18 protein-coding genes are annotated in these 22,346 nt (G+C 61.6%); 9 read left to right on the top strand and 9 right to left on the bottom strand.

Annotated features, from left to right (window positions below; translation table 11 throughout):
* Positions 1–46: 46 nt before the first annotated feature.
* On the bottom strand, positions 47–1,711 hold the full coding sequence (gene ettA / locus M5C56_RS12995; protein ID WP_100941451.1) for an energy-dependent translational throttle protein EttA: 1,665 nt from the start codon (positions 1,709–1,711) through the stop codon (positions 47–49).
* Positions 1,712–2,005: 294 nt separating this feature from the next.
* Between ettA and M5C56_RS12990 the strand changes: the two genes are divergently transcribed.
* The 6 genes from M5C56_RS12990 (at position 2,006) to M5C56_RS12965 (ending at position 10,903) form a co-directional block, all read left to right on the top strand.
* Positions 2,006–5,857, top strand: a complete 3,852-nt coding sequence (locus tag M5C56_RS12990) for a bifunctional diguanylate cyclase/phosphodiesterase (RefSeq protein WP_103497056.1) — start codon at positions 2,006–2,008, stop codon at positions 5,855–5,857.
* A 97-nt stretch (positions 5,858–5,954) separates the two neighbouring features.
* Positions 5,955–7,208 carry a serine hydroxymethyltransferase gene (gene glyA / locus M5C56_RS12985; protein WP_103497057.1) on the top strand — a complete coding sequence of 418 codons (1,254 nt, stop codon included), beginning with the start codon at positions 5,955–5,957 and terminating at the stop codon, positions 7,206–7,208.
* A 232-nt stretch (positions 7,209–7,440) separates the two neighbouring features.
* Positions 7,441–7,680, top strand: a complete 240-nt coding sequence (locus M5C56_RS12980) for a hypothetical protein (RefSeq protein WP_103497058.1) — start codon at positions 7,441–7,443, stop codon at positions 7,678–7,680.
* A gap of 406 nt (positions 7,681–8,086) precedes the next feature.
* On the top strand, positions 8,087–9,400 hold the full coding sequence (locus tag M5C56_RS12975) for a C4-dicarboxylate transporter DctA (RefSeq protein ID WP_103497059.1): 1,314 nt from the start codon (positions 8,087–8,089) through the stop codon (positions 9,398–9,400).
* A gap of 98 nt (positions 9,401–9,498) precedes the next feature.
* Positions 9,499–10,209, top strand: a complete 711-nt coding sequence (locus M5C56_RS12970) for an FCD domain-containing protein (RefSeq protein WP_103497061.1) — start codon at positions 9,499–9,501, stop codon at positions 10,207–10,209.
* A 25-nt stretch (positions 10,210–10,234) separates the two neighbouring features.
* Positions 10,235–10,903 carry a GntR family transcriptional regulator gene (locus tag M5C56_RS12965; RefSeq protein WP_103497060.1) on the top strand — a complete coding sequence of 223 codons (669 nt, stop codon included), beginning with the start codon at positions 10,235–10,237 and terminating at the stop codon, positions 10,901–10,903.
* A 260-nt stretch (positions 10,904–11,163) separates the two neighbouring features.
* Here M5C56_RS12965 and yjiA read toward each other — a convergent pair whose 3' ends face one another.
* The 3 genes from yjiA to M5C56_RS12950 all read right to left on the bottom strand — a co-directional run bounded on the left by yjiA (position 11,164) and on the right by M5C56_RS12950 (position 14,567).
* Positions 11,164–12,150 (bottom strand): GTPase, encoded by a 987-nt coding sequence (yjiA, locus tag M5C56_RS12960; RefSeq protein WP_177099323.1) that lies wholly within the window; start codon positions 12,148–12,150, stop codon positions 11,164–11,166.
* 137 nt (positions 12,151–12,287) lie between these two features.
* Positions 12,288–12,485, bottom strand: a complete 198-nt coding sequence (locus tag M5C56_RS12955; RefSeq protein WP_017123431.1) for a YbdD/YjiX family protein — start codon at positions 12,483–12,485, stop codon at positions 12,288–12,290.
* Between the two features lie 15 nt (positions 12,486–12,500).
* Positions 12,501–14,567, bottom strand: coding sequence for a carbon starvation CstA family protein (locus tag M5C56_RS12950; RefSeq protein WP_177099320.1), 2,067 nt, complete (start codon positions 14,565–14,567; stop codon positions 12,501–12,503).
* Between the two features lie 233 nt (positions 14,568–14,800).
* Between M5C56_RS12950 and M5C56_RS12945 the strand changes: the two genes are divergently transcribed.
* Positions 14,801–15,169, top strand: a complete 369-nt coding sequence (locus tag M5C56_RS12945; RefSeq protein WP_103499712.1) for a PilZ domain-containing protein — start codon at positions 14,801–14,803, stop codon at positions 15,167–15,169.
* A 92-nt stretch (positions 15,170–15,261) separates the two neighbouring features.
* On the opposite strand, the gene M5C56_RS12940 is transcribed toward M5C56_RS12945, so the two are convergent.
* The 4 genes from M5C56_RS12940 to katB form a co-directional block, all read right to left on the bottom strand.
* Complete coding sequence (locus M5C56_RS12940) at positions 15,262–15,987, bottom strand: hypothetical protein (RefSeq protein ID WP_103499711.1); 726 nt, start codon at positions 15,985–15,987, stop codon at positions 15,262–15,264.
* A 46-nt stretch (positions 15,988–16,033) separates the two neighbouring features.
* Positions 16,034–17,401: a DNA repair protein RadA gene (gene radA, locus M5C56_RS12935; protein ID WP_100941462.1), complete on the bottom strand. Its 1,368-nt coding sequence runs from the start codon at positions 17,399–17,401 to the stop codon at positions 16,034–16,036.
* Between the two features lie 45 nt (positions 17,402–17,446).
* Positions 17,447–17,998, bottom strand: coding sequence for an ankyrin repeat domain-containing protein (locus tag M5C56_RS12930; protein ID WP_103499710.1), 552 nt, complete (start codon positions 17,996–17,998; stop codon positions 17,447–17,449).
* 161 nt (positions 17,999–18,159) lie between these two features.
* Positions 18,160–19,701: a catalase KatB gene (katB, locus tag M5C56_RS12925; RefSeq protein ID WP_103494396.1), complete on the bottom strand. Its 1,542-nt coding sequence runs from the start codon at positions 19,699–19,701 to the stop codon at positions 18,160–18,162.
* Positions 19,702–19,986: 285 nt separating this feature from the next.
* Between katB and mscL the strand changes: the two genes are divergently transcribed.
* Positions 19,987–20,400 carry a large-conductance mechanosensitive channel protein MscL gene (gene mscL, locus M5C56_RS12920; protein WP_247263169.1) on the top strand — a complete coding sequence of 138 codons (414 nt, stop codon included), beginning with the start codon at positions 19,987–19,989 and terminating at the stop codon, positions 20,398–20,400.
* A 21-nt stretch (positions 20,401–20,421) separates the two neighbouring features.
* Here the strand turns inward: mscL and M5C56_RS12915 are convergent, their stop codons facing one another.
* Entirely contained in the window at positions 20,422–21,198 is a 777-nt protein-coding gene (locus tag M5C56_RS12915; protein WP_103498101.1) for a ferredoxin--NADP reductase, read from the bottom strand.
* Between the two features lie 417 nt (positions 21,199–21,615).
* On the opposite strand from M5C56_RS12915, the gene M5C56_RS12910 reads away from it, so the two are divergent.
* Positions 21,616–22,329: a LuxR family transcriptional regulator gene (locus M5C56_RS12910; RefSeq protein ID WP_103498102.1), complete on the top strand. Its 714-nt coding sequence runs from the start codon at positions 21,616–21,618 to the stop codon at positions 22,327–22,329.
* Positions 22,330–22,346: the final 17 nt, after the last annotated feature.

Here is a 22,346-nt window from a genome sequence, read left to right as displayed (position 1 = left end):
AAAAAACGGAGCCCCGAGGGGCTCCGCTTTTCAACCACCGACCCGATCAGGCCAGTTTCTTGTGCCGTACACGGTGCGGCTGGGCCGCCGCATCGCCGAGGCGCTTCTTGCGATCGGCTTCGTACTCGGTGTAGTTGCCTTCGAAGAACACCGCCTGCGAATCGTCTTCATAGGCCAGGATGTGCGTCGCCACCCGGTCCAGGAACCACCGATCGTGGGAGATCACAATCGCCGCGCCCGGGAAGTCCAGCAGGGCTTCTTCCAGGGAACGCAGGGTTTCCACGTCGAGGTCGTTGGACGGTTCGTCGAGCAGCAGGACGTTGCCGCCCTCTTTCAAGGTCAGCGCCAGGTGCAGGCGACCCCGCTCACCACCGGACAGGTCCTTGACGAACTTCTGCTGGTCGCCACCCTTGAAGTTGAAGCGCCCCACATAAGTGCGCGATGGAATCTCGTAGTTGCCGATACGGATCTGGTCGGAACCGTCGGAAATCTGCTGGAACACCGTCTTGCTGCCGTCGAGGTCGTCGCGGCTCTGGTCCACACAAGCAAGCTGCACGGTTTCACCGATCTCGATGCTGCCCGAGTCCGGGGTTTCCTTGCCCATCAGCATGCGGAACAAGGTCGACTTACCGGCACCGTTACCACCGATCACGCCGACAATCGCGCCCTTGGGCATGCTGAACGACAGGTTGTCGATCAGTACGCGGTCGCCATAACCCTTGCTGACGTTCTTGAATTCGATGACCTTGTCGCCCAGGCGCGGACCGGCCGGGATATAGATCTCGTTGGTCTCGCTGCGCTTCTGGAATTCCTGCGACTGCATTTCTTCGAAACGCTGCAGACGGGCCTTGGATTTCGACTGGCGAGCCTTGGCGCCTTTGCGCACCCACTCCAGTTCTTCCTTCATGGCCTTTTCATGGGCCGACTGCTGCTTGGATTCAGCGGCCAGACGATCGGACTTGGCTTCCAGCCAGCCCGAGTAGTTGCCTTCGTACGGGATACCGGCGCCGCGGTCGAGTTCGAGAATCCAGCCGGCGACGTTGTCCAGGAAGTAACGGTCGTGGGTGATCGCAACCACGGTGCCCGGGAAGTCGTGCAGGAAGTGCTCCAGCCAGGCCACGGAATCGGCATCCAGGTGGTTGGTCGGTTCGTCGAGCAGCAGCATGTCCGGGGCCGAGAGCAGCAGGCGGCACAAGGCCACACGGCGCTTTTCACCGCCGGACAGGTGTTCGACCTTGGCGTCCCAGGCCGGCAGGCGCAGCGCATCGGCGGCGACTTCCAACTGGCGTTCCAGGTTGTGGCCGTCGCTGGCCTGCAGGATCGCCTCGAGCTTGGCCTGTTCGGCGGCCAGCTTGTCGAAATCGGCATCAGGATCGGCGTAGGCGGCGTAGACTTCATCCAGGCGGGCCTGGGCGTCCTTGATCACGCTGACCGCTTCCTCGACCACCTCACGGACCGTCTTGCTCGGATCGAGTTGCGGCTCCTGGGGCAGATAGCCGATATTCAGCTCGGGCATCGGCCGGGCTTCACCGTCGAATTCGGTGTCGACACCCGCCATGATTTTCAGCAGAGTGGATTTACCCGAACCGTTCAAGCCGAGCACACCGATCTTGGCGCCCGGGAAAAACGACAGGGAGATGTTTTTCAGGATTTCCCGCTTCGGCGGAACAACTTTGCTCAGCCGATGCATGGTGAAGACGTATTGAGCCATGGAGAACCTAGCGTCAGTGACAGATGAATAAGGGCGCGAGCGGTACCCGCAGTGAACAGGCCCCGTGTGCCAGCCAAGAGTTCAATCCATGGCCGCACCGGTCGATACCCTTGCATAGGGAGCGTGAATTGCTGGCGCGTAACCGGTAAAACTACCTGAATGCGGCAGACAGGGCAAACCGCTCGGTCGAACAGGACTGGCACTTTGCCACAACTCAAGGCATGCTAGCCGCCCTTCGGGCGTCCGGCTTATAGTGCATGTCGCGCCAATCCAGCCCAACCGCAGGATCACAGTTTGACCAACGCCAATCCGCCATCGTCCGCGCGCGCAGCCAACCCGGCCTCGACTCCACCCCTGCGCGGGACACTCAAAGGCATACTGGCCACGCTGGTGCTGTTCCTGCTCGTCCTGCTGTTTTGGCAACTGATCGATCAATTCCAGCAAACCCGCCAACTGCAACGCCAGAACAGCATCGACTCGAGCGCCGACCTGGCCGAGCGCGTCAGCCTGAACATGGCGCTCAATGCGCAGATCGCCCTCAATCTACTACCGATCGTCGACAAACCCAACAACCGCGAAGAACTCCTGGCCTTGCTCGACCGGGTACGGGTGTCGATGCCGGACCTGCAAAGCATCGCCCTGCTCGACGCCAAGGGCGCCCTGATCAGCGACAGCGCTACCGACAGCCATGACGCCGCCTTCCTCGTCGAACAGGTCAAGCACAGCAACCGCAAGCAGACCTACTACTTCACCAATGACGATCACGGCTCGGCCGTTCACCTGTTGTTGCAGCAGGCCAGCGGCGAGAGCAACGGCTATTGGGTCCTGCGCCTGTCGCCCCGGCTGTTCCAGGACCTCACCCGCCCGGGCAATCAGGAATCGGGGGCCAGTTGGCTGATCGAAAACCGCAACAATCACCTGGTGATCAGCCGGGACGACGATATCGCCCCCACGCCGGTGCCGCTGAGCGCCGACGAAGAGGCCAACAGCGTGCTGGTCACGCCGCTGTCCAACAGCGACTGGCAACTGCGCGGCCTGTTCGACCCGCGCAAGGTGATCGAGGACCTGCTGCCGGCCCTGATCGGCAAATGCCTGCTGGGGCTGGGGTTGTCGCTGCTGCCGGTGCTGGCGTTGCTCAACATGCGGCGGCGCCAGTTGCAGGTCACTGAAGGACGCCGGCGCTACCAGGATATTTTCGAGGGTACCGGCGTTGCCTTGTGCGTCCTCGACCTTTCCGGGCTGCCGGTTTTCCTCGAACAGCATCGCCTGCTGGACAGCGAGTCGCTCAAGCACTGGATCGCCCACGACCCCGAGCACCGCCGGCTGTTGATGCAGGAACTGCGGATCACCGAGGTCAACCTGGTGGCCCTGCGCCTGCTCAATGTCGATTCCCGTGAAAGCGCCTGGCAATGCCTGATCGACGGCTGCCCGAGCAATGCCGCCGGTATCGGCTACTCGCTGGTCGAAGCGCTGCTCAACCGCCAGAACCAGCTGGAACTGGAGATCAAGCTGAGCGCCGGCCAAGGCCAGGACCAGCACCTGTGGCTGGTCATGCGCCTGCCGGAGGACGCCAGCGACTATTCCTCGGTGATCCTCAGCATCACCGATATCACCAGCCGCAAGCTGATCGAACTGTCGTTGCTGGAACGCGAGGGCTTCTGGTCGGATGTGGTGCGTACCGTGCCGGATCACCTGTATGTGCAGGATGTGATCAGCCAGCGGATGATCTTCAGCAACCATCACCTGGGCCAGACCCTCGGCTACAACAAGACCGAGCTGCACCAGATGGGCGAATACTTCTGGGAAATCCTGCTGCACCCCGAAGACGCCGAGCACTATCATCGCCTGCGCCAGCAGCAGCGCCATGCCGGTTACAGCCAGTTGCTCCAGTGCCAGCTGCGTTTCCGCCATCGCAACGAGCATTGGCGGCACTTCGAGGTCCGCGAGCAGGCCCTGGCCCGGGACAAGTATGACCAGGTCACGCGCATCATCGGCGTGGCCAAGGACGTCACCGACCAGATCGAGGCCAGCGAGTCCCTGCGCGACAGCGAGAAACGCTACCGGATGCTCGCCGAAAGCATCAGCGACGTGATTTTCTCCACCGACAGCCGACTGAGCCTGAACTACGTCAGCCCGTCGGTCCATGCGGTGCTCGGCTATGAAGTCGACTGGGTGTTCCAGCATGGCTGGCAGTCGACCATTGCCAACCCACAGCAACTCAATGGCATCTACCTGTTGATGGAGCGGGTCAGCAAGGCCCTGGACAAACCCGAGGAACTGACCGAACTGCGCGAACAAGTGCAGACCCAGTTGTTCCTGTTCGACTGCCTGAAAGCCGACGGCCGCAAGATTCCCATCGAATTGCGCCTGGTGCTGGTGTGGGACGAACACGGCGCCTTCGAGGGCATCCTCGGCGTCGGCCGCGACATCAGCCAGCAACGCCGGGCGGAAAAAGACCTGCGCATGGCCGCGACGGTTTTCGAGCACTCGACCTCGGCGATCCTGATCACCGACCCGGCCGGCTACATTGTCCAGGCCAACGAAGCGTTCAGCCGGGTCAGCGGTTACGCCGTGGCCGACGTGCTGGACCAGTTGCCGAACCTGCTCACCGTCGACGACCAGCAGGAAGCCCACCTGCGTTATGTGCTCAAGCAACTGGAGCAGCACAACACCTGGGAAGGCGAAGTCTGGCTCAAACGCCGTAACGGCGAGCACTACCCGGCCTGGGTCGGCATCACCGCGGTGCTCGACGATGAAGGCGACCTGGCCAGCTACGTGTGTTTCTTCACCGATATCAGCGAGCGCAAGGCCAGCGAACAACGGATTCACCGCCTGGCCTACTACGACGCCCTGACCCACCTGCCCAACCGCACGCTGTTCCAGGACCGCCTGCACACCGCCCTGCAACAGGCCGAGCGGCAGAAGTCCTGGGTAGTGCTGATGTTCCTCGACCTGGACCGTTTCAAGCCGATCAACGACTCCCTGGGCCACGCCGCCGGCGACCGCATGCTCAAGGAAATGGCCACCCGCCTGCTGGCCTGCGTGGCCGACGACGACACCGTGGCGCGCATGGGCGGCGACGAGTTCACCCTCCTGCTGCAACCGCGGGCCACTCGGGAAATGGCCTTGAACCGGGCCATCAATGTCGCCGAGCAGATTCTCACCAGCCTGGTGACGCCGTTCGTGCTCGAAGGCCGCGAGTTCTTCGTCACCGCCAGTATCGGCATCGCCCTGAGCCCGCAGGATGGCAGCGAACTCAGCCAGTTGATGAAAAACGCCGACACCGCGATGTACCACGCCAAGGAACGCGGCAAGAACAACTTCCAGTTCTACCAGGCCGATATGAACGCCAGCGCCCTGGAACGCCTGGAGCTGGAAAGCGACCTGCGCCACGCCCTGGAGCAGAACGAATTCGTGCTGTATTACCAGCCGCAGTTCAGCGGCGACGGCAAGCGCCTGACCGGTGCCGAAGCCCTGCTGCGCTGGCGCCACCCACGGCGTGGCCTGGTGCCACCAGGGGATTTCATTCCGGTACTGGAAGAGCTGGGGCTGGTGGTGGATGTCGGTGACTGGGTCCTGACCGAAGCCTGCCGCCAGCTCAAGGCCTGGCACCTGGCCAAGGTGCGGGTGCCCAAGGTCTCGGTGAACATCTCGGCGCGGCAGTTCTCCGACGGCCAGTTGGGCAAGCGGATCGCCAATATTCTCAAGGAGACCGGTGTCTCGCCGGCCTGTCTGGAGCTGGAACTGACGGAAAGTATCCTGATGCGCGAAGTCAGCGAGGCCATGCTGATTCTCGCAGGGCTCAAGAACCTCGGGCTGAGCATCGCGGTGGACGACTTCGGCACCGGCTACTCGTCGCTGAACTACCTCAAGCAGTTCCCGATCGACGTGCTGAAGATCGACCGCACCTTCGTCGACGGCCTGCCGTCGGGCGAACAGGATGCGCAGATCGCCCGGGCGATCATCGCCATGGCCCACAGCCTGAACCTGGCGGTGATCGCCGAAGGCGTGGAAACCCACGAGCAGCTCGACTTCCTGCGCGAGCACGGTTGCGACGAAGTACAGGGTTATCTGTTCGGCCGGCCGATGGCGCCCAATCGCTTTGAAGCGCAGTTCAGCAATGATGCGCTGTTCATGTTCGATTGAGCGCCGCTTATCTGCGACATGATGCCCTTTCATATGCCAGATAAAAGCCATTGGGTTAGAATGCCTTCTTTTCTGCCCCCGATCCTTGAGGACCGCCATGTTCAGCCGTGATTTGACTATTGCCAAGTACGACGCCGATCTCTTTGCCGCCATGGAGCAAGAAGCTCAGCGCCAGGAAGAGCACATCGAGCTGATCGCCTCGGAAAACTACACCAGCCCCGCGGTGATGGAAGCCCAGGGCTCGGTCCTGACCAACAAGTACGCCGAAGGCTATCCGGGCAAGCGTTACTACGGCGGCTGCGAATACGTCGACGTGGTTGAGCAGTTGGCCATCGACCGTGCCAAGGAACTGTTCGGCGCCGATTACGCCAACGTCCAGCCACACGCCGGCTCCCAGGCCAACTCGGCCGTTTACCTGGCCCTGCTGCAAGGCGGCGACACCATCCTGGGCATGAGCCTGGCCCACGGCGGTCACCTGACCCACGGCGCCAGCGTTTCTTCCTCCGGCAAGCTGTACAACGCCGTTCAATACGGTATCGATGCCAATGGCCTGATCGACTACGACGAAGTCGAGCGCCTGGCGGTCGAGCACAAGCCGAAAATGATCGTGGCCGGTTTCTCCGCCTACTCGCAGATCCTCGACTTCCCACGTTTCCGCGCCATCGCCGACAAAGTCGGTGCCTACCTGTTCGTCGACATGGCCCACGTGGCCGGTCTGGTCGCCGCTGGCGTCTACCCGAACCCGGTGCCGTTCGCCGACGTGGTCACCACCACCACCCACAAGACCCTGCGCGGTCCACGTGGCGGCCTGATCCTCGCTCGCGCCAACGCCGAGATCGAGAAGAAGCTGAACTCCGCCGTATTCCCGGGCGCCCAGGGCGGCCCGCTGGAGCACGTGATCGCGGCCAAGGCGATCTGCTTCAAGGAAGCGCTGCAGCCTGAGTTCAAGGCCTATCAGCAACAAGTGGTGAAAAACGCCCAGGCCATGGCCGAAGTGTTTATCGAACGCGGTTTCGACGTGGTTTCCGGCGGTACCAAGAACCACCTGTTCCTGCTCTCGCTGATCAAGCAGGACATCTCCGGTAAAGACGCCGACGCCGCACTGGGCAAAGCCTTCATCACCGTGAACAAGAACTCGGTGCCGAACGACCCACGCTCCCCGTTCGTCACTTCCGGCCTGCGTTTCGGTACCCCGGCTGTCACCACCCGTGGCTTCAAGGAAACCGACTGCCGCGAACTGGCCGGCTGGATCTGCGACATCCTGGCCGACCTGAACAACGAAGCGGTGATCGACGCCGTTCGCGAGAAGGTCAAGGCCATCTGCAAGAAGCTGCCGGTTTACGGCGCTTGATAGCGGTTCGCTGAAAGCCCACCTGGCCGACAGGCCGGTGGACTGAAACCAATGCCCCGACTTGTCGGGGCATTGGTGTTTTTGTCGCCTGTAAAAGCAAAGCCTTTACACCTTGCCATCAGCTTTCACATTCACAGACGGAAACGCCTGTCGGTCAGTGACGACTTTCGCCAATACGTCTGGCGATGCGTAAAGGACATGCTGATACCTCATTCAAAACGAGGTTTCAGCCATGATAAAACCCATTATCCGAGGCGCCACACTGGCCGTATTCAGCATCGCGTTCACCACGGCCGTACACGCAGACACCACCACGGATAACGAGTACAACTGCTTTGCACTCACGCCTTCACCCCAAGCACCACAAGGCGTCGACGTCGCCCACGAAAGAATGCTCGCGACCACTGCGCAAGGTGCGGAAGTCAAAATGGCCCGCAAGTATCTCCAGGCTGAAACTGTTCGCTGCTTCTAGAACCGAAGACGTGCCGTCAACCCGCGGCCACTCGGTCCCCCTCCAAGAGCCCGGCCAGCGATGACCGGGCTTTTTTTCGCCTGGAGGAAACTCGCCGTCCGTCGCCCCTTCGCCGCAAAGCAGCACCTTGCGGCGGAGCACCATTTTGTGGGAGCCGGCTTACTGGCGATGGCGATCTTGAGGCTTGCATCGCATTTGCAGGCCTCATCGCCGGCAAACCAGCGCCTACAGGAGCGGCACTACTGGTCAGACCGGTCCAACCAATTTTGCGAAAAACCGCTTGTGATCCCGGAAAAACCGGGCGTAGACTGACCCCGCACTGGACATACCGGTAAGACCACAACAATTAAGTTCCGAAGCTGCGGCCACAGGCACAGATCACGGAACGCCGACCAGGATCCTCCCCATGCTCAGATGGTGCTCGCGTTCGATTTTCCTTCAGGTTGTCCTTGGACTGGTGCTCGGCATCATCTGCGGACTCGCCCTTCCCGAATTTTCCGTCCAACTCAAACCCCTCGGCGACGGCTTTATCAAGCTGATCAAGATGCTGATCGGACTGATCGTCTTCTGCGTGGTGGTCAGCGGCATCTCCGGTGCCGGCGACCTGAAGAAAGTCGGGCGGATCGGCCTAAAATCGGTGATCTACTTCGAAGTCCTGACTACCATCGCCCTGTTGATCGGGCTGATCCTGGCCTTCTCCACCGGCATCGGCAGTGGCGCCAATATTCACCTGGAGCAACTGTCCAAGGTGGCCCTGGGCGACCTCGCCGACCGTGGCCAGCATATGCGCGGGACCACCCAGTTCCTGATGGACCTGATCCCCAACTCGGTGATCGGCGCCTTTGCCGACAACAACATTCTCCAGGTGCTGCTGTTCTCCGTACTGTTCGGCAGCGCCCTGAACCTGGTGGGCGAGTCGGCGTCAGGCATCTCGCGCTTGATCAATGAACTCAGCCACGTGATCTTCCGCATCATGGGCATGATCGTGCGCCTGGCGCCGATTGGCGTCTTCGGCGCCATCGCTTTCACCACCAGCACCTACGGCCTGGACTCGCTGCGCCAGCTCGGCAGCCTGGTGGCGTTGTTCTACGTGACCTGCCTGTGCTTCGTGCTGGTGATCCTCGGCCTGGTGATGCGCCTGTCCGGCCTGCGGATCCTGCCCTTCCTCAAGTACCTGCGCGAAGACCTGCTGATCGTGATGGGTACAGCGTCCTCGGATGCCGTGCTGCCGCAGGTCATGCGCAAGCTCGAGCACCTGGGGATAGGCAGTTCGACGGTGGGCCTGGTGATCCCGACCGGGTACTCGTTCAACCTGGACGGTTTCTCGATCTACCTGACCCTGGCCATCGTCTTTATCGCCAATGCCACCGGCACCCCGCTGGCGCTGACCGACCTGCTGACCATCCTGCTGGTGTCGCTGATCACCTCCAAGGGCGCCCACGGTATTCCCGGCTCGGCCCTGGTGATCCTCGCCGCCACCCTGACGGCCATTCCGGCGATCCCGGTGGTCGGGCTGGTGTTGGTGCTGGCGGTCGACTGGTTCATGGGCATCGGTCGGGCCATGACCAACCTGGTCGGCAACTGCGTGGCGACCGTGGCCATCGCCCGCTGGGAAAAGGACATCGATGTGCAGCGGGCCCACAAGGTCCTCGATGGCCAGCAAGGTTATGCCTTTACGCCGAGAAAGCCGGCAACACCGGCTCATCAGCAGGAGTTTTGATGCCAGGCGCCCGGGGACGGGCGCCGGTACTGGCCCCAGGCCCGCGAAACAAGCGCCGGCCTCGGGTCGTGGCCTCACCGTTTTATCTGGAGTACACCGTGATTACCTCAACCGTTGTCAATTCAGTCGTAGAAAAACTCCGGGCGGCCCTGGCCCGGGGCCAGTGGCGTCGTGGTGAGATGCTGCCGGGCCAGCGTGAACTGGCCGAACAGTTGGGCATCAGCCGCCCGAGCCTGCGCGAAGCCGTGACCGTGCTGGAAACCCTTGGCCTGGTGCGCTCGATGCCGGGCAAAGGGGTGGTGGTGCTCGACGCCGCCCCCAGCGAAACCTCGACCGCCCACAGCGGCGTGGCCGACGCCAGCCTCGAAGATGTGCTGCAACTGCGCTACACCCTGGAGCCGTTTATCGTCGGGCTGGTGGCGCAGTCCATCAGCAGCAAGGAAGTCGGCCAACTGCGCCTGACCCTGATGGACATGCGCGAAGCCCTGGAGGCCGACGACAGCGAAGCCGGGATGAACGCCTACATCGCCTTCCATGAAGAGCTGTTCGCCCTGACCGCCAACCCGATCTTCCAGAACGTGGTGCAACAGACCAGCAACGCCCTCAAGCAGAGCGCCGAGGTCCTGCGCAATTCGCCGGAACACCTGGCCGAACGCCTGCTGGAAAACGAGGCCGTAGTGCGCGCCATCCGCAACAAGAACAGCGCCCTGGCCAGCGCGGAAATGCGTCGCCATATCCTCCAGGAAGGCCGACGCATGGGCATCGAACTCACCATCCCGGACGACCATCTGGGCAGTACCGAGCAATAACCCACCCGCCAAGGGGAGACCGGATATGAACAGCGTTGCGACATCCCTGCCCTTCACCACCCGGCGTACCGTGGTGCCGCCACAGGGCCCGGCTTTCTGCGCCGAGACGCTCTACGCCCAGGTGTTCGAAGACATCCTCGACCGCCAGTTTGCCGAGGGGTTGAGTGAAGAGGCCCTGATACGCGTCTACGGCGCGGGTCGCAGCCAGGTGCGCCGGGTCATGAGCCGTCTGGCGCGGCAACAGATCATTCTTACCCGCCCCAACCAACGCGCCCGGGTCGCCGAGCCGGACGCCGAACAGATCCGCCAGACCCTGCAAGCGCGGCGGCTGGCCGAGATCAGCGTTATCGAGCTGGTTTGCGCCAAGTCCGCTGGACTGACGTTTGCAGCGCTTCGCACGCTGGTCGCCCGTGAACGCCAGAATGCCGAAACTGGCCGGCAGAGCACGGCGACAAGGCTGGGGGGCGAGTTTCATCTGGAATTGGCGAGGATGGCCGGCAACGCCCCCCTGGCGCACTTTCTCAGCGGGCTGGTGCCGCTGACCGGGTTGGCCCTGGCGCAACATTCGGCGCGCAGCGAGGACTGGCGAGTACGTGAGGCCATCGTCAATGCCGTGGAGAACGGCAATGCCGGAGTCGGCGTCGAATGGCTGACGAAGTACCTGGATCAGCTTGGCGTCCTGCAGTGGTCCTGAGTCCGCCAAAATCTCTCCAGGAAGCCAGCCGTCCCAGTTAAACGCGGACCCAACCGTGGCGAGCGGGCTTGCCTTAATGCCGTTCATGTCGAGGGGAATGGAATATTGAAAACGCCACTTAACCTGTAGGAGCAGGGCTTGCCCGCGAAGCTTTTAGCGATCTTGAGGCCCCCTTCGCTGGCAAGCCCTGCTCCTACAAGGACGGTGTTCGGCCTTAACTGAACGGCATCAGGGTTTGCCCAGTCACCACAGTGCACACGTCAAGCCGTCGCGACCTTCGCAAAGCCTTCGCGAATCTTCTCTTCCGGCAGGTCATCGGCAATAAACACGATCACGCTCTCCCGCGCCGCGCCCTCTTCCCACTCGGTATCCCAGTCGAAACCGTACAGCTTGAGCACCCCCTGGAACACCATGCGCCGGGGCTCACCGGCGATATTCAACACGCCCTTGTAGCGCAGCAACTGTTTGCCGTGATCTTCCAGCAGTTCGTTCATGAACTCGCTGAGCTTGTCGATATCCAGCGGCTGGTCGGTACGCAGCACCAGGCTGGAAATACGGTCGATGGATGCGGCCTTGCTGACCGGACGCAAACTCAAGCCGCCACCCAGGTCGGCATTGAGATTGAAGCCGCGCACATCGAGCAGTTCGGCCAGATCAATGTTGCCGTGCTCGACGATACGGATCGGTGCCCGGCGATTGATCCGCGTCAGCCGTTCGCTCAAGGCCGTAAACGTCGCTTCATCCACCAGGTCACGCTTGCTCACCAGCAGCCGGTCGGCAAAACCGATCTGCGCCTGGGCGATGGCCTGGGTCAGATGATGTTCGGCATGGGCCGCGTCCACCAGGGTGATGATGCCGTCGAGCAGATAACGCTCGCGCAATTCCTCGTCGATAAAAAAGGTCTGCGCCACCGGGGCCGGGTCGGCCAGACCGGTGCACTCGATCACCAGTCGGTCGAAGGCGATTTCGCCGCTGTCCAGGCGCTCCAGCAGCAGATACAGGGCCTTGGTCAGGTCAGTGTGAATAGTGCAGCAGACGCAGCCGTTGGACAGCGTCATCACTTGCACCGGCTCGGCACCCAGCAGTTGGGTGTCGATGCCGGCGTCGCTGAATTCGTTCTCGATCACGGCGATTTTCAGGCCGTGCTCGGCTTTGAGCAGATGGCGCAGCAAGGTGGTCTTGCCGGCGCCGAGGAAACCGCTCAGGACGGTCACAGGAATAGGAACTGACAAACAGAAATCTCCCATACGCTAAAAAAACGATGGGAGCCCGGCTTGCCGGCGATGGCGTCCGCAAGATCGCCATCGCCGGCAAGCCGGGCTCCCACAGTGACAGTGTTCAGCCTTGAATAACCCGGTACGCCCTCAAGAGAGCGCCACCCGGGTCAACAGCACTTCGGCCCGCCCTTGCCCCCATAACGGGCTTCCTGGCGTTCCCGGAAGAACGCCTCGTAGGTCATGACCGGCTTGTCCGGGTGCTTGTTCTGCATATGCTCGACGTAGGTGTCGTAGTCGGGCATGCCGACCATCAGGCGCGCGGCCTGACCGAGGTATTTACCGAGGCGACTCAGGTCGTTGAACATGGCGGTATTCCTCTTTTACGCTTCAGGCACGGCCTGGAACGGGGTTTCTTTGTCCGTGCGTTCCTTGTTGCCCCAGGCCGAGACACCGACCTTGATGGCATAGAACAGCACACTGAATACCACAAACAGGAAGAGTGCCGTCAACGCCGCGTTGGTATAGGCATTGAAGATCACGTGCTGCATCTGGTTGATGTCCTTGGCCGGGGCGATCACCTGCCCTGCCTCCAACGCTACGCTGTATTTCTTCGCCAGGGAAAGGAAACCGATGGCCGGATTGGCATCGAACAGCTTGATAAAGCCGGCGGTGGTGGTACAGATCAACAGCCAGGCGGCAGGCAGCAAGGTCACCCAGATATAGCGCTGGCGTTTCATCTTGATCAGCACCACGGTGCCGAGCATCAGCGCGATACCGGCCAGCATCTGGTTGGAGATGCCGAACAGCGGCCACAAGGTGTTGATGCCGCCCAACGGGTCGATCACGCCCTGGTACAGCAGGTAACCCCACATGGCCACGCAACCGGCGGTGGCGATCAGGTTGGCGGTCCACGACTCGGTGCGCTTGAGCGCCGGGACGAAGGAGCCGAGCAGATCCTGCAACATGAAACGTCCGGCACGGGTACCGGCATCCACCGCCGTCAGGATAAACAGCGCCTCGAACAGGATCGCGAAGTGGTACCAGAACGCCATGCTGTTCTCACCGGGGAGGACATGGTGGAGGATCTGCGCGATACCGACCGCCAGGGTCGGCGCACCGCCGGCACGTGACAGCACGGTGGTTTCACCGATGTCCTTGGCCACGGCCAGCAGGGCGTCAGGGGTGATCGCAAAGCCCCAGCTGGTGACGGTCTGTGCCACCGTCACCACATCACTGCCGACCGCCGCCGCCGGGCTGTTCATGGCGAAGTACACGCCTGGCTCGATCACCGAAGCGGCGACCATCGCCATAATGGCCACAAAGGACTCCATCAGCATGCCGCCGTAACCGATGTAGCGGGCGTTGGTTTCCTTGTCCAGCAGCTTGGGCGTGGTCCCCGAGGCAATCAGCGCGTGGAAGCCCGAGACGGCACCACAGGCGATGGTGATGAACAGGAACGGGAACAGGCCGCCTTTCCAGACCGGACCTGTGCCGTCGACGAACTGGGTCAGCGCCGGCATTTTCAGCACGGGCATGGTGATCAGGATGCCGATCGCCAGGGCGATGATGGTGCCGATCTTGAGAAAGGTCGACAGGTAGTCGCGCGGCGCCAGGATCAGCCAGACCGGCAACACTGCTGCCACAAAACCGTAACCGACCAGCATCCAGGTGATCTGTACGCCAGTGAAGCTGAAGGCCTTGGCCCACACAGGGTCGGCGGCAATCTGCCCGCCCAGCCAGATCGAGCCGAGCAACAGGAGCACGCCGACAATGGAGATTTCACCGATGCGGCCCGGGCGGATGTAGCGCATGTAGATGCCCATGAACATCGCGATCGGGATGGTCGCCATCACCGTGAAGATGCCCCATGGGCTCTCGGCCAGTGCCTTGACCACGATCAGCGCCAGCACCGCGAGGATGATGATCATGATCAGGAAACAGCCGAACAGGGCGATGGTCCCCGGCACGCGGCCCATTTCCTCGCGGACCATATCGCCCAGGGAACGACCGTTGCGGCGGGTGGAGAGGAACAGGACGATAAAGTCCTGCACCGCACCGGCCAGGACCACACCGGCGATCAGCCAGAGCGTGCCAGGCAGATACCCCATCTGCGCCGCCAGCACCGGCCCGACCAACGGTCCCGCGCCGGCGATGGCCGCGAAGTGGTGACCGAAAAGAATGTGTTTGTTGGTCGGCACATAGTCCAGACCGTCATTGTTGAGCACCGCCGGCGTGGCCCGATTGGCATCGAGCTGCATGACATTGTTGGCGATGAACAAACTGTAGTAACGATAGGCAACCAGATAGATCGCCACAGCGGCGACCACGATCCACAAGGCGTTGATCGCCTCGCCGCGGCGCAAGGCCACTACGCCCAGGGCGCATGCTCCAACGATTGCCAGCAGCAGCCAGGGTAGGTGGCGTAGCGGGCTATTATTATTTTTCATTTTTATATTCCAGCCAGAGAGGACAAGAAAGACAGCTACCTTGAGTTTAGCGCCAACAGGGCCAAAGGCCATACCCGACATTGCTCGAGAACGGCTTTTTTGCCCCTGCGCGATGGCTTGCAATGGCCACCCACCCTAGCCCACGGCAGCACAAATCGTTTGGTATCCGGCTATACATTCGCTCCTGCTGGCTGTGGAGGCTATAGTCAATGAATACGCCAAGGAGCCACGTCATGAGCGACCCGCATTCCAATCGACGCCAATTCAAACGTATTGATTTCGACGCCGACACCACCCTCAGCCAGGGCTCCACCGTCTGGTCGGCGCATCTGATCGACCTGTCGCTCAAGGGGCTGCTACTTCAGCGACCCGGCACTTGGGATGACAGCAACGAGGGCATCTTCCGCGTCGACATTCGCCTGGCGGCAAACGCCCATGTCGAAATGGACGCCGAACTGGTGCACCGGGAAAAAGACCACCTGGGCTTCAAGTGCCTGCATATCGGCCTGGAATCGATCCAGCACCTGCGGCGCCTGATCGAGTTGAATCTGGCCGACGCGGAGGAACTCGAACGGGAACTGGGCGCCCTGATCGAGCTGTAAACAAAGCCCTAGAAAAATTGTGGGAGCCGGCTTGCCGGCGATGCGGCGGTGAGTACACCCTCGCAATCACTGGCAAACCCGCACCGGCACCATCAGGGAAACGCCGAGCGCTGCGGAAAATCGCTCTCGGTGTCCCAATACCCCGCCTCTTGCCGCGACGACAATTGCCAGGCGCCGTTCTTGAACCGATAAGTCCGGTAGGTGGTGACAAACTCTTCATCCTCGCTCGCCGGCGATGAGGACACCTGCTGGATCTGTGCCACGCCGTCCGCCGTCGGCGCGCCGACCTGCCAGGCCGCCTTGCCGGTCTGGGCCAGGAACAGCGCCTCGCTCTTGCCCTCCGCCGTCCGATAGACCGTGGCGTTGAGCTTGCCCGTCGACGGCATCAGTACCTGGGTGGCCGGACCGCTGTAGGTGCCCATCGGCGCCGTTTCATCGATGGTCAGGAAATAGGCCGGGGCCGGCAGGCCCACCAGGGGGGCTTTCTCAACCGTGGCCAGCGGGTAACCCAGGCTTTTGTTTTCCAGCGCCTCACCGGAGGCCGCCAGCAAGCGCACCTGGGCGTCGACGAACGGCTTGTTCTCGACATCCGCGGCGAGCACCTGGTCCTCGATACTTTCCGGTTCCGTACCGTTGCCCCACAGGGCGCGATGCAGGTCCGGAGTCATCCGCACGTCCTCCAGTATCTCCAACACCTGCCCGTTATCGATCGGCAATTGTTGGGCCACGCGATAACCGGCGGGCACCTCTGTCGCCCCTGCCAAGCCGCACCACACGGCCAATCCCAACCCCAGCACGGCCGAGTTGAAACCTTTCATCCTTTGACTCCCTTCCCAATAGGTCGATTGATAGATGAAGCGATCATTATTCAAACAACGCATCCAAAGCCTGCTCCAACCGCGTCACCGCGATGATCACCAGCCCCGGCGGCGCTTCTTTCGGCGCATTGCCCTTGGGCACGATGGCCCGCTTGAAACCATGCTTGGCCGCCTCTTTAAGACGCTCCTGGCCGCTGGGCACCGGCCGCACTTCGCCGGACAGGCCGACCTCGCCGAACACCAGCAGGTCGTGGGGCAATGGCCGGTTGCGCAGGCTGGACATGATCGCCGCCAGCAGCGCCAGGTCCGAGGCGGTCTCCAGGACCTTGACCCCGCCGACGACGTTGAGGAACACATCCTGGTCGTGGGTCGGAATCCCGCCATGGCGGTGCAGGACCGCCAGCAGCATCGCCAGGCGATTCGGGTCCAGCCCGAGGGTGACCCGGCGCGGGTTGGCCAGGTGACTGTCGTCCACCAGGGCCTGCACCTCCACCAGCATCGGCCGGGTGCCTTCCCAGGTGGCCATGACCACACTGCCCGGCACTTCTTCCTGGGCCCGTGTCAGGAAAATCGCCGAGGGGTTGGAGACTTCCTTCAGGCCACGGTCGGTCATGCCGAACACGCCCAGTTCGTTGACCGCACCAAAACGGTTCTTCACAGCGCGCAGCAGGCGCAGGCGGCCATCGGACTCACCCTCGAAATACAGCACGGTGTCGACCATGTGCTCAAGCACCCGCGGCCCGGCCAGGGCGCCTTCCTTGGTCACGTGACCGACCAGGAAAATCGCCGTGCCGCTCTGCTTCGCATAACGCACCAGCAGCGCCGCGCTCTCGCGGACCTGGGACACGCCGCCCGGTGCCGATTGCAGTTGCTCGGTGAAAATGGTCTGGATCGAGTCGATCACCATGACCTTGGGTTTTTCCACCCGGGCGGTGGCAATGATGGTTTCGATGCAGGTCTCGGTCATCACCCGCAGTTGGTCCTGGGGCAGGCCCAGGCGCCGGGCGCGCATGGCGACCTGTTGTTGCGATTCTTCGCCGGTGACATACAGCGCCGGCATGCGCGTGGCGAGATTACACAGGGTCTGCAGCAGAATGGTCGACTTGCCGATGCCCGGGTCGCCACCGATCAGCACCACCGAGCCGTCCACCAGGCCGCCGCCGAGCACTCGGTCGAGTTCCCCGGACGCCGTGGAAAAACGCGGGATTTCCTCGACGCTGACTTCGGCCAGGGTCTTGATCTGCGCCTGTTGCCCGGCCCAGCCGGTGCGACCGCTGGGCGGCGCGGCACCACCGCTTTCCACCATCGTCTCGGTCAGGGTGTTCCAGGCCCCGCATTCACCGCACTGGCCGGCCCACTTGGGAAAGGTCGCGCCGCACTCGGTGCAGCCGTACATGCGCTTGGCCTTGGCCATCTGAACCCCCACGCAAAACCGCGATGATAGCTCAGCTGGCGGCGATCAGCGCGGCGCCGGTGTGCGGATTTCGCCGTCCGCCAGACGCGCCGCGCTATTGCCCAGGGGATCTTCGGCGTCGAGGTTGGCACCTTTGGCCGCCAGGGCGTCGAGCAACCCGGTACGTTTGAACAACCCGGCGTACATGGCCGCCGTCTGGCCGGCGCCGTTGCGTTGGTCCGGGTTGCAGTCGGTGGCGAGCAGGCGCCGGGCGATGCTCACCTCGCCCTTGAAGATCGCGCCCATCAACGCGGTGTTGCCGCGTTTGTCCTGGGTGCAGGCATTGGCTCCGGCGGCCAGCAGGCGTTCGACCGCCGGGCCCTGGCCGTGATAGGCCGCCAGGATCAGCGCGGTGTAGCCCTGGTCGTCCTGGGTATCGAGGCTGTAGCCGGCGTCGATAAAGGTGTTGAGCATCTCGACGTCGCCACGGCGGGCGGCGTCGAAATAGTAATCCTTGAGCTGCGCCTGGAGGGCGGCAGGGTCGGTGGGAACCGGTGCCTCTTGGGCTGAAGCGCCGAAGGCACAGGTCAGTAAAAGCAGGAAAGCATAAATACGCATCGTTGGTGCTCCTACAGCGTTCGCGCCACCGCAATGACGGCTCAACACGGTGGGCTTACCCGCGAAGGCGCCCTCAAGGCCGCCAAAAGCTTCGCGGGCAAGCCCTGCTCCTACAGGTTCCGTGGTGTTTTCAAGATCGGGTCAGGCTTGAGTGACAGACCTCAATCCGCCAGCTTCGCCGCCAACGCCTTGACCCGTGCCAGGTCACCCTTGGCCACCTTGGTCACCCCCGCGCCATACTCCGGGTCGGCCTTGTAGAGAAACGACAGCATGATGTGCTTGCTCTCGTCGTCGGTGTCCGCCAGGGAACCGCCGAAGTTCTCGATCAGGTCCTGCTTTTCCTTCTTGCTGTAGGAGCGGTACAGGTCACCGGCCTGCTTGAAGTTCTGCTCGCGCTGGATCTTCGCCTGCTGGGTGCTGCCCGCCAGGGCCAACTGGCTGTAGCGGGCCGCCTGCGGCTCCTCGCGAGGCAACAGGCGGCTGGGCTGGTAATTCACCCCGGTGCTGCTGTGGCCGCTGTTCATCACCCCATCCTGATTGCCGTTGTTGACCGCGACTTTCGGCGCGTTGATCGGCAACTGCAGCGCGTTCGGCCCCAGGCGATACATCTGGGTATCGGCATAGGAAAAGACCCGGCCCTGCAACAGCCGGTCCTCGGACGGCTCGATACCCGGCACCAGGTTGGCCGGGGCCATGGCCACCTGCTCGGTTTCCTGGAAGACATTCGCCGGGTTACGATCCAGCACCATCTGCCCGACCCTGCGCTCAGGCACCCCCGGCCAGATCTTGGTGGCGTCCAGCGGATCGAAGTCGAACTTGCCCAGGTCCTCTGGCTTCAGGACCTGGACATAAAGATCCCACTTAGGAAACTCGCCCTTGTTGATATGCGCCACCAGATCGTGGGTCATATGGCTGTAATCCTTGCCCTGCACTTCGACCACCGATTTTGGATCCAAGTTTCGAATCCCTTGCAGACTCTTCCAATGGAACTTGACGTAATGCACGTCGCCCTTGGCATTGATCAACTTGTAGGCGTGCACACCGTTGCCATCCATCTCCCGGTAACTGGCCGGCGTGCCGGAGTCCGAGTACAGCTCGGTCAGCGTGCGAGTGGCTTCAGGGACATGGGAGAAAAAGTCGAAGCGCCGCGAGTCGTCATCGAGATTGGTCCGCGGATCGGGCTTGAAGGCATGCACCATGTCCGGGAACTTGATGGCATCGCGAATGAAGAAGGTCGGGAAGTTGTTGCCCACCAGGTCCCAGTTGCCTTCGCTGGTATAGAACTTGGTGGCAAAGCCGCGCGGGTCGCGCAGGGTTTCCGGCGAATGATTACCGTGCACCACTGCGGAGAAACGCACGAATACCGGCGTGGCACTGCCGGCGGCAAAGACCTTGGCCTTGCTCAGGTCGCTCAGGTCATCGGTGACGGTAAAGGTGCCATGGGCACCGGTGCCGCGCGCATGCACCACACGCTCCGGAATACGTTCACGGTCGAAGCGCTGGAGTTTCTGGATCAGTTGCACGTCCTGCAGCAGCACCGGCCCGGCGGCACCGGCGGTCTGCGAGTTCTGGTTATCGCCGACCGCGGCACCGTTATCACGGGTCAGGGTCGCGGCGTGGACGGACAGGGATAGCAGGCTGGCGCTCAAGACGCACAGCACGCGCCTTGAAGAAACGCTTCCAAGGGCAGGAATGATGTTCATGTCGGACTCCTCTGGTTTTTGTAGAGCGCATTCCAATGCGCTGACCAGAGGCTAGTGACTGAAGCCCGGTTCTCTAAATAGAAAAGCCTGAAGAGGTCGATTGAGAAAATAGACGGGCCATCCGCCGCCAGGGCGTGTATTTCGCGCGATTGCTGGCACTTTGCAAACTTTTCCCCGGGCAACCGGTCGATTAGAGCAAGCGCAGCCGGCTCCGCGCATCCTGCAAGATCCGCGCGGCTCCATTACACTGCGATCACTCCACTCATCTGTAACAAGGAATAACCTATGAGCGTGCTCAGTGAGTTCAAGGCCTTCGCGGTCAAGGGCAATGTGGTCGACATGGCCGTCGGTATCATCATCGGCGCGGCCTTCGGCAAGATCGTTTCGTCGTTTGTCGGCGACGTGGTGATGCCTCCGATCGGGCTGCTCATCGGCGGGGTCGACTTCAGTGCCCTGGCCATTACCTTGAAAGCCTCCGACGGCAATGTGCCAGCCGTGGTCCTGGCCTATGGCAAATTCATTCAGAGCTGCATCGACTTCATCATCGTCGCCTTCGCCATTTTCATGGGGGTCAAGGCCATCAACCGGCTCAAGCGCGAAGAGGCGGTAGCCCCGACCGTGCCGCCAATCCCGACCAAGGAAGAGGAACTGCTGGGTGAGATCCGCGACCTGCTCAAGGCCCAGGCCAACAAGCCCTGACTGCCACAACGCAGTGTCGCCCTACCAATAGTTCTCTACCGCCACCTGCCCGGGGCGCCGGCTCAGACTGAGCTGCAAGCCCCGTTGCTTGAGCAGTGCCCGGGTGTCATCGATCATCTGTGGGTTGCCGCACAGCATCACCCGTGAATGCTCGGGTGACAGCGCCACGCCCGCCACCCGTTCAAGCTCGCCGTTCTCGATCAAGTGAGTGATGCGTCCGTTCAACAGACCCGGACACTGCTCGCGGGTCACCGTGGCAATGAACTGCAGTTTGTGGCCGTGCTCGGCCAGGTAATCGCGCCCGGCCAGGCCGGCGATCAGTTCCCCATAGGCCAGCTCCGCCGCCTCGCGGGCACTGTAGACCAGGATGATCCGCTCGAAGCGCTCCCAGACCTCGAAATCCTGCAGGATCGACAGGAACGGTGCGATGCCGGTGCCGGTGGCCAGCAACCAGAGGTCACGCCCGTCGACGAAACGGTCCAGGGTCAGGTAGCCAAATGCCTGTTTGTCCACCAGCAAGGTGTCGCCCTCGCGCAGACGACTCAGCTCGCTGGTGAATTCGCCCTCGGGCACGACAATGGAAAAGAATTCGAGGAACTCGTCATGGGGTGAGGACACCATCGAATAAGCCCGCCACACGACACTACCGTCGGCCTTGCTCACCCCAAGGCGGGCGAACTGGCCGGCTCGAAAACGAAAGCCGGCATCACGACTGGCACGCAAGGTGAACAGGCTGGGGGTCAAGGGCTGGACATCGCGCAGGACCTGGCGGGTGAACTTCTCGGCGCTGGCAGTCATGGCGTTCTCCGTAAGGCAGTGAACGTCAGTGTCGCGCAAAGTCCATGGGAGAAACACCGGTACTTTGTGTTGGTATAGGATTATTGGAAAACTTATACGTATTGATCACCAACGTACACATACAACTAAAAACAACAGCTTATATAAAATATTTCGACCTGCATCTCGTAAGTGCTCACAAATAGAAACTCTTGCAAAGTCCGCAAAGGCACGGCTCACACCAACACCCTCAGCTAGGGTAGACTCCAAAATGATAGCAAACCGCCCCAATTACCGCACGACGCGCGATAACTGCATTTTTTTAAAGTCGATAAAAATATCATCGGAGAGCAAAAAACATCGGCCCGCAATACGGATCTTTCCTACACTATTCCCGTCACCTTCGACCGTTACACGCAATCACGGAAGGGCACCTCAATGGAGAACTGGCAGGACAATCAACTGCATCAGCTCATGAGTGAAAAAGAAGAACAAGCAATCTTCAACGCAGTTTTCAATCTGGCCATGCAAATAGGTTTCACCTACGTATCATTCAGAATGACCACCTTACTCGGAAGCCATCAAACAAACAGCACAAGCTTCAACAACTACCCAAGTGAATGGAACAGATGCTATCAGCGCAACAACTACCAAACGATCGATCCGTTGGTTTTCCACTGTCATCGTTCGGTGTTCCCGATCCTCTGGTCCCCGGAGGTCTTTCAATCCACCCCAACACTCTGGAGAGACATGCAAGAGCATGGGTTGAGACAAGGATGCTCACAGTCCGTCCATGACGTTCGCGGCATCGTCAGTACCTTGAGTCTGGCGCGCAATTCGGTCCCGATTACCACCGATGAGTTCTACAGCAAGGCAGGGCAAGTGCTCTGGCTGTGCAACTGGCTGCATTCAGCGCTGGCAGACAAGCTGCTGCCGACCCCACGGTCGGACAACAGCTACCCGTTGTCGCCGCGCGAAGCCGAGATCATGAAGTGGACCGCGGAAGGCAAGACCGCCTCCGAGATTGCCGACATTCTCCACCTGACCACGCGCACCGTGGGTTTTCACATGAGCACGATCATGAGGAAGTTCGGGGTCAACAACAAAGCTTCCGCCGTCTTGTGTGCCGCCAAATCAGGGCTGCTTTTCTGAACGAGCACGGAGCGACC

It is taken from the genome of Pseudomonas sp. MWU13-2862, from assembly GCF_023242495.1.
GTDB classification, from domain to species: domain Bacteria; phylum Pseudomonadota; class Gammaproteobacteria; order Pseudomonadales; family Pseudomonadaceae; genus Aquipseudomonas; species Aquipseudomonas gingeri_D.
This window is presented reverse-complemented; position numbering and strand designations above follow the sequence as displayed.

Excerpts from the sequence above, each read along its gene's own strand:
- M5C56_RS12980 (WP_103497058.1), top strand. The coding sequence starts at position 7,441 with ATGATAAAACCCATTATCCGAGGCGCCACACTGGCCGTATTCAGCATC.
- M5C56_RS12945 (WP_103499712.1), top strand. The coding sequence starts at position 14,801 with ATGAGCGACCCGCATTCCAATCGACGCCAATTCAAACGTATTGATTTC.
- M5C56_RS12915 (WP_103498101.1), bottom strand. The coding sequence starts at position 21,198 with ATGACTGCCAGCGCCGAGAAGTTCACCCGCCAGGTCCTGCGCGATGTC.
- M5C56_RS12950 (WP_177099320.1), bottom strand. The coding sequence starts at position 14,567 with ATGAAAAATAATAATAGCCCGCTACGCCACCTACCCTGGCTGCTGCTG.
- glyA (WP_103497057.1), top strand. The coding sequence starts at position 5,955 with ATGTTCAGCCGTGATTTGACTATTGCCAAGTACGACGCCGATCTCTTT.
- yjiA (WP_177099323.1), bottom strand. The coding sequence starts at position 12,150 with ATGGGAGATTTCTGTTTGTCAGTTCCTATTCCTGTGACCGTCCTGAGC.
- M5C56_RS12930 (WP_103499710.1), bottom strand. The coding sequence starts at position 17,998 with ATGCGTATTTATGCTTTCCTGCTTTTACTGACCTGTGCCTTCGGCGCT.
- mscL (WP_247263169.1), top strand. The coding sequence starts at position 19,987 with ATGAGCGTGCTCAGTGAGTTCAAGGCCTTCGCGGTCAAGGGCAATGTG.
- ettA (WP_100941451.1), bottom strand. The coding sequence starts at position 1,711 with ATGGCTCAATACGTCTTCACCATGCATCGGCTGAGCAAAGTTGTTCCG.
- katB (WP_103494396.1), bottom strand. The coding sequence starts at position 19,701 with ATGAACATCATTCCTGCCCTTGGAAGCGTTTCTTCAAGGCGCGTGCTG.
- radA (WP_100941462.1), bottom strand. The coding sequence starts at position 17,401 with ATGGCCAAGGCCAAGCGCATGTACGGCTGCACCGAGTGCGGCGCGACC.
- M5C56_RS12910 (WP_103498102.1), top strand. The coding sequence starts at position 21,616 with ATGGAGAACTGGCAGGACAATCAACTGCATCAGCTCATGAGTGAAAAA.
- M5C56_RS12965 (WP_103497060.1), top strand. The coding sequence starts at position 10,235 with ATGAACAGCGTTGCGACATCCCTGCCCTTCACCACCCGGCGTACCGTG.
- M5C56_RS12940 (WP_103499711.1), bottom strand. The coding sequence starts at position 15,987 with ATGAAAGGTTTCAACTCGGCCGTGCTGGGGTTGGGATTGGCCGTGTGG.
- M5C56_RS12955 (WP_017123431.1), bottom strand. The coding sequence starts at position 12,485 with ATGTTCAACGACCTGAGTCGCCTCGGTAAATACCTCGGTCAGGCCGCG.
- M5C56_RS12975 (WP_103497059.1), top strand. The coding sequence starts at position 8,087 with ATGCTCAGATGGTGCTCGCGTTCGATTTTCCTTCAGGTTGTCCTTGGA.